This window comes from Arcicella aquatica, assembly GCF_034928825.1.
Lineage (GTDB): Bacteria > Bacteroidota > Bacteroidia > Cytophagales > Spirosomataceae > Arcicella > Arcicella aquatica.
The window spans coordinates 53,346-66,340 of record NZ_JAYFUL010000007.1 but is presented as its reverse complement, the minus strand read 5'-3'; the positions used below and the strand labels follow the sequence as shown (position 1 = coordinate 66,340).

13 protein-coding genes are annotated in these 12,995 nt (G+C 34.4%); 9 read left to right on the top strand and 4 right to left on the bottom strand.

Annotation, left to right across the window (positions count from 1 at the left end; translation table 11 throughout):
- The first annotated feature begins 3 nt into the window (after nt 1–3).
- The 8 genes from VB264_RS06370 (at nt 4) to VB264_RS06335 (ending at nt 6,269) form a co-directional block, all read left to right on the top strand.
- Nucleotides 4–486, top strand: coding sequence for a hypothetical protein (locus VB264_RS06370; RefSeq protein WP_323247750.1), 483 nt, complete (start codon nt 4–6; stop codon nt 484–486).
- Between the two features lie 100 nt (nt 487–586).
- Nucleotides 587–1,213: a hypothetical protein gene (locus VB264_RS06365; RefSeq protein WP_323247749.1), complete on the top strand. Its 627-nt coding sequence runs from the start codon at nt 587–589 to the stop codon at nt 1,211–1,213.
- Nucleotides 1,198–1,989: a sensor histidine kinase gene (locus VB264_RS06360; RefSeq protein ID WP_323247747.1), complete on the top strand. Its 792-nt coding sequence runs from the start codon at nt 1,198–1,200 to the stop codon at nt 1,987–1,989. Before VB264_RS06365 ends, VB264_RS06360 begins: the two co-directional genes overlap by 16 nt.
- A gap of 11 nt (nt 1,990–2,000) precedes the next feature.
- Nucleotides 2,001–2,648, top strand: a complete 648-nt coding sequence (locus tag VB264_RS06355; protein ID WP_323247746.1) for a response regulator transcription factor — start codon at nt 2,001–2,003, stop codon at nt 2,646–2,648.
- A 282-nt stretch (nt 2,649–2,930) separates the two neighbouring features.
- Nucleotides 2,931–4,283, top strand: a complete 1,353-nt coding sequence (locus tag VB264_RS06350; RefSeq protein ID WP_323247745.1) for an MATE family efflux transporter — start codon at nt 2,931–2,933, stop codon at nt 4,281–4,283.
- Nucleotides 4,284–4,398: 115 nt separating this feature from the next.
- Nucleotides 4,399–5,484: a PLP-dependent aminotransferase family protein gene (locus tag VB264_RS06345; RefSeq protein ID WP_323247744.1), complete on the top strand. Its 1,086-nt coding sequence runs from the start codon at nt 4,399–4,401 to the stop codon at nt 5,482–5,484.
- Nucleotides 5,485–5,573: 89 nt separating this feature from the next.
- Nucleotides 5,574–5,897 (top strand): type II toxin-antitoxin system HigB family toxin, encoded by a 324-nt coding sequence (locus VB264_RS06340; protein WP_323247743.1) that lies wholly within the window; start codon nt 5,574–5,576, stop codon nt 5,895–5,897.
- A gap of 18 nt (nt 5,898–5,915) precedes the next feature.
- Nucleotides 5,916–6,269 (top strand): helix-turn-helix domain-containing protein, encoded by a 354-nt coding sequence (locus tag VB264_RS06335; RefSeq protein ID WP_323247742.1) that lies wholly within the window; start codon nt 5,916–5,918, stop codon nt 6,267–6,269.
- Here VB264_RS06335 and VB264_RS06330 read toward each other — a convergent pair.
- From VB264_RS06330 to VB264_RS06320, 3 genes are all read right to left on the bottom strand, one after another.
- Nucleotides 6,266–6,802, bottom strand: coding sequence for a YfiT family bacillithiol transferase (locus VB264_RS06330; RefSeq protein ID WP_323247740.1), 537 nt, complete (start codon nt 6,800–6,802; stop codon nt 6,266–6,268). The genes VB264_RS06335 and VB264_RS06330 overlap by 4 nt on opposite strands.
- 154 nt (nt 6,803–6,956) lie before the next feature.
- Nucleotides 6,957–9,764, bottom strand: a complete 2,808-nt coding sequence (gene leuS, locus VB264_RS06325; protein WP_323247739.1) for a leucine--tRNA ligase — start codon at nt 9,762–9,764, stop codon at nt 6,957–6,959.
- Nucleotides 9,765–9,960: 196 nt separating this feature from the next.
- A complete protein-coding gene (locus VB264_RS06320) occupies nt 9,961–10,989 on the bottom strand; it encodes a GntR family transcriptional regulator (RefSeq protein WP_309911992.1) in 1,029 nt (342 codons plus the stop codon).
- 410 nt (nt 10,990–11,399) lie between these two features.
- Here VB264_RS06320 and VB264_RS06315 point away from each other — a divergent pair, with 410 nt between their 5' ends.
- Entirely contained in the window at nt 11,400–12,215 is an 816-nt protein-coding gene (locus VB264_RS06315) for a substrate-binding domain-containing protein (protein ID WP_323247737.1), read from the top strand.
- 104 nt (nt 12,216–12,319) lie between these two features.
- Here VB264_RS06315 and VB264_RS06310 read toward each other — a convergent pair whose 3' ends face one another.
- Complete coding sequence (locus VB264_RS06310) at nt 12,320–12,937, bottom strand: hypothetical protein (protein ID WP_323247735.1); 618 nt, start codon at nt 12,935–12,937, stop codon at nt 12,320–12,322.
- Between the last annotated feature and the right edge of the window lie 58 nt (nt 12,938–12,995).

The following is a 12,995-nucleotide window of genomic DNA, read 5'->3' as shown; positions in this document are numbered from 1 at the left end:
ATTATGTCAAATTTATTCGTTTTCAATACGAGAGAGATTGATTCTAGAGAAGTTAAATCAAAAATTAGTGCTGACTCTGTTTGGGTAGAAACTGACCCTCAATTAGTAAAGACTGACCCTAAATTAGGAGGAGTAACTAAGGATGCTGAAGAATTGATTAAAATGATGAAAGATTTTTCTGGTGAAATAATATCACATGCATTCGAATTTTCAGCTTATTCTTTTGATAAGGACAGTATAAAGAGATTGACTGAACAATCAGGTTATGAAGGGCTAGCAATTAGCTTTGTTAAGTTTGATGGAAGAATATCTGTTGCTCTAACTGCTTTAGATTCTAACAATAATCCGTTAATTGTACAACAACTTAAAAAAGATGAGCAAGGGATTAATACAAATATAGTACAAGATGTATTAGGAGAGGAAGATGGAACAGGTCACCCTAGACCTGGAGGAAAAACAATTTTAGAATTCTTAGAAGCGCTATAGATAAGTAACTTTCTTTTTGTCTCTACACGTATTAAAATACCGTGTAGAGACACTTTTTAGTATTTTCTTGGTTTCAATAGTAATGTTAAAATATTAAAGTATGGATTTACAAATTGTGTATATCGCAACAGTTGTAATATGTTTTTTTGTTTCGCTTCTAAATCAGAAGCACAATGAACCATATTTTAAAGTGTTTACTTTCTTGCTTTTTGTTATCATTGTTGTTGAAACAAGTGGCTACACAATTAATAAAGTTTTGAAGAGTGACAATCAATTTTTATTCCATATTTATGGACCTATTGAGTACACCTGTATAGCTTATATTTATTCTTCTACTTTTAAAAATAGAATAGCAAAAAAAATAACCTTATTTTCAATTTTTATATTCATTATATTTTCAGCATTTAGCTCTCTGTATCTTCAGACTTTCACTGATACTCCTTATAATTTCCTTTTAAGGTGCTTGCTTATTATTGGGTTATCTCTATTTTATTTTTATGAATTATATCTAAAGGATGAGATCATAATTTTGACTAAACTACCCATGTTTTGGATAAGTGTAGGTAATTTCTTTTTTTATGCAGGTAATTTCTTTTTAATGGGTTTAATAGATACTTTAGAAAGAATGCACTCAGATTTGGTAAAACCGTTATTTAATATAAATACCATTCTTAATATATTTTTATACGTTATGTTTATTGTAGGATTCTTATGCAAAAGAAGATAGATGACATATTGTTGGTTTTAGCTTTTGGAACAATTATTTTCATTGGTCTAACTTCTTTTATTGTTGCTTTTATTATTCTCTTCCAAAAACGCCAAGCCAAACATCGTGAAGAAAAACAAGCGCTTAAAATCGCCTATGAACAAGAGATTCTTACCTCTCAGCTAGAAGTACAAAATCAAACATTACAAGAGCTTTCACAGGAATTGCATGATAATATTGGTCAGTTACTTTCGGTAGCTAGAATTAATTTGAATGTAATGGAAGAGGAAATGCCTGATAATGATGGTTATATTAAACAAACTAATGAAATTATTAACCAATCTATCAATGATTTACGCGCTTTAACCAAAAGCTTAGATGGCGATTTTGTTCAACAATTTGGTTTGGAAGAAAGTCTTTCCTTAGAAATGGCAAGAATTCGCAAAACCAAACGCTTTGTTACTGAAATTAATACTGTTGGAGAGCAATATTCGCTTGGATATGAACGAGAAATTGTTTTATTTAGAGTATCGCAAGAAATTTTAAATAATGCCCTAAAGCATTCTAAAGCTAAAAACCTTAGCATTTTATTGAGTTATTTGCCTGATAGTTTTGAATTGTGTATTAAAGATGATGGACAAGGTTTTGATATAGAGGTCATCCAGCAGAAAGAAATAAGCCAGTCGGGAGCTGGATTAAGAAATATTCAACGACGAGTAAAACTAATTGGAGGAACATGTAGTATAACCTCTGAAGTAGGAATCCAAACCCAGATTAAGATAACATTAAGCCACTAAAATTATAAAGCATGAAATACAAAATCGCTATTGTTGATGACCACACTTTGGTTGCCAATGCTTTGGCAGGTTTGGTTCAAAAAATGGAAAAGTATGAAGTGATGTACGAAGCTGCTAATGGGAAAGAGTTGATACACCACTTTAAATTAAAAATGATACCAGATGTTGTGCTATTAGACATTAATATGCCTGAAATGGACGGTTATGAAACGTCATTATGGGTAAAGAATAATCATCCAGAAGTAAAGGTGATTGCCCTTTCGATGTATGATAAAGAGGAGGCCATTGTTGGAATGTTGAGAAACGGAGCCAGAGGATATTTACTAAAAGGATGTAAACCTTCTGAACTAAGAATTGCTTTGGATAATGTGATGGATAAAGGGTTTTATTATACTGAATTTGTGACAGATAAATTATTGAAAAGTTTAAACCCTGAAAAAGTTAAAAACCCTATTAAAGAATTAGGACTTAGCGACCGTGAATTGGAGTTTGTTCGTTATGCTTGTTCTGAACTTACCTACAATGAAATTGCCAGTAAAATGTGTTGTGCCAATAGGACAGTAGATGGATACAGAGAACAGGCTTTCTATAAGATGAATGTGAAATCTAGGGTAGGAATCGTAATTGAAGCTATTCGGTTGGGAATAGTGGTTTTATAACATTGAACTTTTCTATTAGTCATCAGCTAATTAGAAATAGAAAGAAATTTTAATAACCCATTTTAAAGTCCTGTTGAGAGCAATCTTGACGGGATTTTTTGTCTTCTTTAATTTGAAAAACTAAAAGGTCGAATGTTAAGGAAGTATTAGTAGATTAATAGAGACTATTATTAATTTATTTTATCAAAATGAAATAGAACTTTTACGATTCAATTATGCTTTAATTTGTAGGATTATACTTCACAATACTATTTTATCAATAATTCTCTTAAAACAATCTCCTTGAAAAATTTATTAAATAATTACAAAACTGACCTTATTGCTACTTTCCGTTTGTCACTACCCATTATTGCTGGTCAACTAGGTATTATGATTATGGGCTTGGTAGATACAATACAAGTAGGCCGAATCGATAAAGGTGCGGTAGGGTCGCTAGCAGCAGCAGCAGATGCGAATGGTATTTTGATTAATATTTCTATTATTGGATATATCTGTTTGCAAATTGTTTCTCCGATGGTTTCAAAAGCCAAAGCCGAAAAGGATTTTGCGAAATGTCATCTATTATTGAAATCAAGTTTGTGGGTAGCTATCCTCATGGGTATAGTTTGTTCTATTGCAGTAGTGGCTTTTGGTCTTAATATGGAAATTTTACAGCAACCTCCGCAGATTAAGACGCTTACTCAAGAATACTTGTGGATTATGACTGCCTCAACCATTCCGGCATTTCTTTTTTCAGCCATGAAAAGCTTTACAGATGGTCTTTCGCATACGAAAGTAGCCATGAATATTACGTGGACAGCCTTATTAATGAATATTATTCTGAACTATTTTTTAATCAATGGCATCTGGATTTTTCCTACTTTGGGTTTAAAGGGAGCGGGTTATGCTACCTGTATTGCCAGAGTATACATGCTGATTGCTATTACTTACTACGTTTTTCGTTCCGGAAAATTTAAAGATTATTTGGATGCTACACTTCATGTTGAAGAAATGTCAGCACTAATCAAAAATATCCTGAAAGTAGGAATCCCTAGTGGTTTTCAAGGATTTTTTGAGATTGCCGCTTTCTATGGGGCTGTTGTAATGATGGGTTGGATAAGTATTGAGCATAAAGCGGCTCACCAAGTTGCTATAGGGTTTGTTTCACTTACTTATATGGCATCTACAGGTATTGCGACCGCTGGAGGCATCAGGGTAGGGGCAGGAGTAGGAGAGAGAAACCGAAGTGCTATTTTTAAAGCTGGTACGGCTGCTTTATTGATGGGGATAATCTTTATGAGTATCTGCGGAATATTGATGCTTAGTTTTAATGATTTTTTTGCGAGTTACGTAAAAGATGAAGGGGTAATTGTACTAGCCGCTCAATTAATTATATGGGGTGGTATTTTTCAATTGTTTGATGGCGTTCAGGCAGTAAGTATTGGTATCCTAAGAGGAATACAGGATGTAAACGTTCCTACGCTCATTACCATCTTTGCTTACTGGGGGGTGGGCTTGCCTTTATGTTATGTGTTAGGGTTTGTCTATGATTTAAAACACATTGGTATTTGGATAGGCTTAACGCTAAGTCTGTTGGCTTCGGCAAGCTTACTAAGCTGGAGATTCTACAATAAAGTAGGCAAAATGGAATTATAATATTGTAGCACGACTTTCAAAGTCGTGAACTAAAGGTTAGTGAAATTTTCAATTATTTTGTAAATTAAAACTGTAAATCATACTATTTGACTTTGAAAATAAAACTAACCTTGCAATGATAGATTTAAAGTTTAATTATCCCTCTGTGCCAGCAGAAATGGATTTAATCAAGCAATATTTTACAAAAGATTTTGTACATGAAAAGAAAGATTTTTTGTTATTTCCTCCTTTTCATGGCGATAAAAATACGATTGATTTAGGTGCTGAATGGTTAGGCTTATCGTCTGAACTTTTCCCAGATGTTGTTGACATTGTCATGTGTAATAGTGGCAATCAGGCATTACTCTGTTTATTACAGGCTTGTCGGAAACAATATGATTCAATCATTACTGAGCCTTTTACGTATGTATCCTTTAAAAGCATTGCTTTAGAAAATAACTATCAATTAATACCCTGTGAAGTTGATAATGAGGGTATTACGATAGAAGGCTTGGATGCGATTGTAAAAAACACTGGAAGTAAATTGTTATACATACAACCAACTATACAGAATCCTACTTGTGTGGTTATGCCGATTGAAAGAAAGCGTCAGATAGCTGAGTATGCGAAGGAACATAACCTTTTAATTATTGAAGACGATGCCTATCGGTTTATGTGTGTCAATCCTCCGCTTAGGTTTTTAGATTTACTGCCAGAGCAGACTATCCATATTTATAGTTTATCCAAACCCTTCAATCCGCTGATTAAAACTGCTTTTGTGGCCCTTCCCAAATATTTGAAAACGAATGTGGCAGATTATATCAGGATGTCGTCTAGTGGCAATTCGTCCTTGCTTAGTGGGTTGACTAGCTATTTATTACAAACGAATGCACTTCAAACAATTATTGAGCAAAAGCAAGCTTTGGCAGAAAGGTTACAGAATATGGTAACGCCACTTTTAGAAGGACTTACCTATCGAACAAATCCTACTTGTAGTCATATTTGGATAACTTTACCTGACGCTATCAATTCAACTAGATTAGTAAATGATATGGCAAGTAAGCAAATAATCATCACCAGTGGAAATGAATTTGCGATTGATGATAGTATCAATGGCGAAAAATATATTAGAATAGCTTTGGGAGGGGAGAAAAATACAGAAAGGTTAACTAATGCGGTAAGAGTACTTGTAGAGACGATTAAAGAATTAGAGATTAATTAAATGTGTAAAAAGATAATATTTTAATATTGACAGATAGCAAAAAGATATTTACTGCAATTTTTGCACAAAAGTTATCAATATGGTAACTTTTGTACATCTTTGATAAAAGAATATCAGATGAGAATAGTCGCAAAAAGCACCTTAAAAGAATTTGGGAAAAATATCCTGATGCTGAGAAGCCATTAAAAATTTGGTTTGAAACAATAAAAAAAAGCACTTGGAATAATCCCAATGAAATTAAGCAAGTTTTCACAAATGCTGACCAAGTAGGAAATGGTCGTATTGTATTTAACATAGCAAGAAACAAATACAGGCTAATAGTAAAGTTTATCTATGAAACTCAAATTTGTTATATACGCTTTATTGATACTCATAAAGAGTATGACAAAATAAAAGACATAGAAAATATTTAGTTTATAATATATTAGAAAATGGAAGCAATAAGACCAATAAAAACAGAGGAACAATACAGGGAAGCACTAAAAAAAATTGATTCTTTGATTAATGCAGAACCAAATACGGCTGAATTTGAGCTTTTAGAAGTGCTATCTATTTTGGCAGATGATTATGAAAATAAACATTATGCGATTGAACCGCTTGATCCCATCGAAGCCATAAAATACGAAATGAAAGAACAAGGACTAAAACAAAAAGACCTTGTTCAGTATTTCGGTAGTAAAGAAATGGTATCACAGGTATTAAATAAAAAAAGACCTTTGACTCTTAAAATGATTAAAAATCTATATCAAAACTTTGGTATCTCCGCAGATATTTTGCTTGCTTAAAGATCTATAGCTTTCCCTAAAGCAATTTTAATATGCGCTAAATGATGTTTACTATGCCAAACGCCTACATCCACGGCATCCATCAATGTTAAATACATCTTGCGGGTAGGATGATAGTAACCTTTCTGAAAATCCTCTTCTGTCATTTGCTCTAAAAGATATGTCCATCGCAGATGGGTGCCTTCTAATAAAGTCAAAGAATATTCAATAGGAGCATTTTTAGCTTCTTCTAAATTAGCCCAAGCATCTATTTTACTTACCACTCCTTCAGAATTTATTTCAGTAAGAGCATGTTTAAAACGCACAAAATACAGCACATGAATATCTGCGACATGATGTATCACTTGTCTGACAGTCCAGCTTCCTTTGCGATATTGTTTTAGTAAATCCTCTTCGCTCAAACCTGCGGTAAGTTCTTTATATTGAGCTGGAATTGTCTTTAATTGGGCAATACTTTCTTGAATCTCTTCCCAAGTATGTTGTTCCTTTGGAGTCCATTTCCCAATTGGATATTGTAAAGCTTGTAAATCCATAAATATGTGTTTAGATAATGTTTGTAATTTATCAACAATAAAAAACAAAAAAGCTCTCCAAAGATAAAAAAATCATTAATCTTTGGAGAGCTGATGGAAAGAAACAATGCAATCACTCGCTTGAAGCGAGCGACGACTATTAATTTTGTCTTTATTACAATACTACATTCACTATTCTTTTCGGTACCACGATTACTTTTTTAGGAGCTTTACCATCTAACCATTTTTGAACTACTTCGTGTGCCAAAACTCCTGCTTCAATATCCGCTGGAATCGCATCAGTTGGGAAAGAGATGTTTGCTCTTACTTTTCCATTGATTGAAATCGGATAGTCAAAATTAGCTTCTACCAATAATGAAGCATTGAATTTAGGGAAAGTAGCATAAGAAATTGTTCCTGCTTCGTTACCTAACAATACCCAAAGCTCTTCGGCAATATGTGGTGTGTATGGCGACATTAAAATAACTAATTCTTGCAAAATAGCTTTACTTGTACATTTCAATGACCCTAAATCATTCACACAAATCATCAACGTAGAAACTACGGTATTGAAGGAATAGCGCTCTAAATCTTCTTCCACCTTCTTGATACAAGTATGCAATACTTTCAATTCCGCAGGTGTTGGTGCTTCGTCTTTTACTTTATAGTTGCCTAAATCGTCATAGAACAAACGCCACACTTTTTTGATAAAACGGAATGAACCATCGATACCATTAGTATTCCATGGTTTAGCTTGTTCTAATGGGCCTAAAAACATTTCGTACAAACGCAAAGTATCTGCACCCACTTTGTCAACCAATACGTCTGGGTTTACTACGTTGTATTTAGATTTCGACATTTTCTCAACCTCAACACCGCAGATATATTTGCCATCTTCTAATATGAATTCTGCATTTTCGAAGTCAGCGCGCCATTTTTTGAAAGCTTGTATGTCTAGCACCTCATTCGATACAATGTTTACATCTGTATGAATTGGCGTAGTTTCGTATTGTTCTTTCAACCCATAAGAAACAAAAACTGGGTTTTTGCCCTCTCCAACAGACGATTTTACACGATATACAAAATTAGAACGTCCCTGAATCATCCCTTGATTAATCAATTTTTTGGCAAATTCTTCTTCTGGTACCAAGCCTAAATCTTTCAAGAATTTATTCCAGAAACGACTATATAACAAGTGACCAGTAGCATGTTCAGACCCGCCCATATATAAATCTACTGCCTTCCAGTAATTGATGGCTTCTTGCGAGGCAAATTCTTGCTCGTTCTGAGCATCCATATAACGGTACCAATACCATGACGAACCTGCCCAACCTGGCATTGTCGATAATTCGTATTCGTACTCGCCTTTGTATTTCCAACCTTCAGCACGTCCTAGTGGAGGTTCGCCCGTTTCTGTTGGCAAGTATTTATCAATCACTGGCAATTCTAAAGGCAAGTCGCTTTCTTCAATCAAATATGGCAAACCGTCTTTGAAGTAGGCAGGCACTGGCTCGCCCCAATATCTTTGGCGACTGAATACTGCATTACGTAAACGGTATTGAATTTTACCTTTTCCGATGCCTCTTTCTTCCAACCATTTGGTTAAAGTAGCCGTAGCTTCTTTATAGCCCATGCCGTTGATTATACCCGAATTGATATATTTACCTTCTTTGGTATTATCTGCTTGTTCTTCAATATTTTTCTGAGCATCCAAGATTGGTATAATTGGTAACTCGAAATGTGTAGCAAAGTTCCAGTCACGTTGGTCGCCCGAAGGTACACCCATTACTGCCCCTGTTCCGTAGCCAGCCAACACATAGTCTGCTAAGAAAATAGGTACTCTTTCTTCCGTAAATGGATTGATTACATAGCTTCCTGTAAAAGCTCCTGTAACTTTTTTCACTTCAGACATACGGTCTAACTCCGTTCTTGAAGCTACCCATTTCACATACTCATCAACGGTTTCTTTTTGTGCTGGAGTTGTCAAGAATGGAACGTACTCATGTTCTGGAGCAATTACCATAAACGACACACCATAAATTGTATCAACACGCGTAGTAAATACTTCAATAAATGCTGGAGCATTTTCTTGAACAGTCGAAGCATCAACTTTAAACTTGACACTTGCCCCCGTACTTCTACCAATCCAGTTACGTTGTTGTTCTTTCAAAGCATCCGACCAATCTACTTCATTCAAACCGTCGATTAATCTATCGGCATACGCAGTGATACGCATTGCCCACTGCTTCATTTTTTTCTGTTCAACAGGATAGCCTCCACGTTCAGAAACACCGTCTTTGATTTCATCATTCGCCAAAACAGTTCCCAAGCCTGGGCACCAGTTTACAACTGATTCATCTGGATAAGTCAAACGATATTTTAATAAAATAGTCTGCTGTTCTTGTTCGCTCATGTTATTCCACTCTTCTGCTGTGAAATTTGATGTATCTTCATCACAAACAGCATTGATGCCCTTGTTACCAGACACAGCGAAGCGTTCAACTAAACTAGCAATAGACAAAGCTTTGTTGGCATCTTTATCATAATAATGCTTGAACAATTGCATAAAAATCCATTGCGTCCATTTGTAATATTTAGCATCAGAAGTACGCACTTCACGCGACCAGTCATAACTAAAACCAATTTGCTTTAGCTGACGAATATAAGTAGCAATATTTTCTTCGGTAGTAATAGCTGGATGTTGACCTGTTTGGATAGCATACTGTTCAGCAGGCAAACCAAAAGAATCAAAGCCCATCGGGTGCAATACGTTGAATCCTTTCAAACGTTTGTAACGAGCGATGATATCAGAAGCAATGTAACCTAGTGGATGACCAACGTGTAAACCAGCACCTGAAGGATACGGAAACATATCCAATACATAATACTTGGGTTTATCATGGTTAACCTCTGTTTTATAGGTTTGGTTTTCTTCCCAAAACTGTCTCCATTTCTGTTCTGTTTCTTTGAAATTGTATTCCATTGCTTGTGGTTTTTGTTGTAGTCATTAACAATAAGTGTATGGCTACATTGACTATTTTTTTAGAATTGCAAAATTACAGGTTTTTAGCTGAAAAAGAGCCATGAAAACAAAACAACCTTGACTAAACATAGTCAAGGTTGTAACAAGGAATAAGATTTTGAATCATCTTAGCCTATTTTTCAATTAAAAAAGTGTCTTAAAGGGATTTCCTCAATACCATTTCCATCGGAACTTGTATTTGTTGGCGTTTTCCTCCTTGAATAATGTTGGCGGCCATTTTGCCAATTTCGGTAGGTTTAGAGGATATTATTGTAATCCCCCCAGCTAATATTTCTTTATAACAGTTATCGTTTAATGAAATCAACCCAATTTCTTTCCCGAGTGTTAAGCCTTGTTGTTCTGCTGATTTAATGACGGCTACTAAATCAATGTCGTCCATTGTTAAATAAGCATTTCCTGCCATTACTTCTTCATCCTGAAAGCCATCTAATACTTGGAAATCAAAATGATTGGTTTCACAGAAATCTCTAAATCCAGTAATCAACTCCGAATCAAAATACTCGTCTTCTGTCAAAACCAAATTCAAGGTTTTGTATTTCTTGAAATGCTTAATGTTTTGTTGCATTACCTGAGCAATCTCATCACCAGAGTTGCTCAAAATGCTTGAATTTAATCCATGAAGAGAAGCCAATGATTGCTCTAAAAAGATAAGGCGTTCGCCAGAAATCTTCTTTAAGCATTTAATGTTTTCTTCACTTTCTTCAATCAAATGAGGCATGATTACATAATAATGATAATTGCCTAAATGACTATTGATGATTTCTCTGAAATTATCACTCTTATAATTGTAAGTGAAAATATCAACAGTTACATCTTTGTTTGAGGCATTCACAAAAGCATTAAAAATGGCTTTGTTGTTCTCTGTAATTTTTCCGACTAAAAAGAAAACTTTCGTTTTAGTTTTGGCCGACTTTCCAGAGATAAAATAACCTTTTCTGAAAATAGAAGTAATCACACCTAAACGGTGAAGTTCTGAATAAGCACGTTCAACAGTATCACGAGACAAGTAGCACTCTTCACTCGCTTCATTAATGGAAGGAAGGCGTTCACCCGTTTGTAAGTTTCCGCTTTCAATATCAATCAACAGGGTGTTTACCAATTGCTGATATTTTGGTGTTTTTGAATCTTGCTTGTTTTGAGAAAACTCTCTGAATGTCTTTATCATTTTATTTACTGGATAAAATTGGGTTGTTATATTGGTAATAGTAGGTAATACGTAAATGCCAAAGTGATTGAAATATTGATTCGATGCTTATAAATTATACTGGTACGAATTTTTAGATATTTCAATCTGAACTTTTATCTGAATTACTCCATTCGTCAAAAACAAACGAATTAATCCAATAAGTCAAATAAATTATTGAAAAAGTGCATAAATTGTTTCGTAAAGGTAGGCTCAAATTGGTTTAAGTGGTTAGGACATTTCTTGCAAATGTTGGGATATATATTGCAAAGTTGGGGAAATGGGCATTTGGTGTCCTGTTATGACCTGCTTTTTGTTGACGGTGCAAGGCAGGATATTTAGTTGTTCGGGAATAAGTTACTTGGTATCTATAAGTTCAAACGACATTCTCATTGACAGCACAATTAGCCAATTCGCATACAAGCCTTCAATCAAAAGAACTAAAAATACTGATAGTTTTTAGTAGGCTAAACGATTTTAAACATGAAATCTATGATGGATTTATGGACAAAATCGAAGGGAAAGCTACGGTTGATTTATACATCCATCAGTTCAGTACCCAGAATGCTTTTCACTTTGAGAAGGTAATAAAAGAGAAAATTAATCAGTATGATTACTTTGCTTTTATGATGCATACGAGTTATCTCAATGAAGATTTTCTAAAAACTATCAATAGTGTTCCGACCAATAAATTGATTATTCTTGAGAAAAGAAATGAATTTATCAGAGGGAAATATGCCTGTGTTTATCAAGATTTCGAGCAGGATATTTACGAAGCTTTGTTCAAAGCCAAAGAAGCAATTCTGAAATACAGTACCCTGAATTGTATTATTCAAGAACATTATGCCAATGCGTATTTTGTCATTGAAGGACTAAAAAAGTTTGCCAAAGAGAATAACCTACAGTACAATATCTATTCGGATATTGAGGAAAATACTATCCGAAGCAAAGAAGCTTATTTAATTCTTTCGGAAAGATATTTAGCCGAAACACTGATGTGCTGTAAGAATAAGAAGATGGTAGTAGGAGAGGATATTGGTATTGTTTCATATAACGAAACACCCATCAAAGAAATATTATCAGGAGGAATTACGGTAGTATCTACAGACCATTTTCAATTAGGAAAAAATGCTGCCGACTTAATTTTAAGTGGTAGGCAAGAACATATCAGAAACTCATTTTTATTTATCAGAAGAAACTCTCTGTGAGGGTTTAGCTGTGAGCTATGAGCTATGAGCTATAAGCGGTGAGTTTTTAAGTCAAAAAGCTCACCGCTCACCGCTCACCGCTCACTGCTCACAGCTGATAGCTATTAATTAACTCCTAATTCAGTACCAATAGAAATAATCCATTGTTCGAATAAAGTCTTTTCAATATCGCAAGCCACTTTAGCGTGCATTTCCCATGCTGGCGAAAACTCTTTTAATTGATTAATCATCTCTGCTAAATGTCCTTCTTCTTCAACAATAATGGACTTCATATTTACTTTAGATGACACCTCTTCGAGTAATTCTTGATATACAGGATATAATTCGTCGGCTCTTACTTCAATGGCATACGTAACCAACAAATAAGCCGCATATTTCAAATCATTACCTGATAGCTTTAAGGTTTGTTTTAAATACCTACATACCTGAATATCCAAGGTATGCAAATAAGTATAACTAGCAAAAGGAGCGATAAGATATGGTTTTTCATAAGTTGGGAAATCTGATATTTTTCCAACTTTTTGGATTTGCTTTTTCAAGTAAAAAGCATGACGTGCTTCTTCTGCGGCGTGCTTCAATACGATATAAGATACTTTGGATTTATCTTCAGAAGCAGATATTTTTCTTGCACCAGTGTTCTCCATTAATGAAAGAGTATTCAAGAATCGAGCGTGAAGCGAATCTGTCGCAATGATGTTTCGGAATATTTCTTGTAATTTCATGCCCAAAATTAGTAAGTGATTTTCATTCAATTTTTTTTATCCCTAATTATTTACTCAC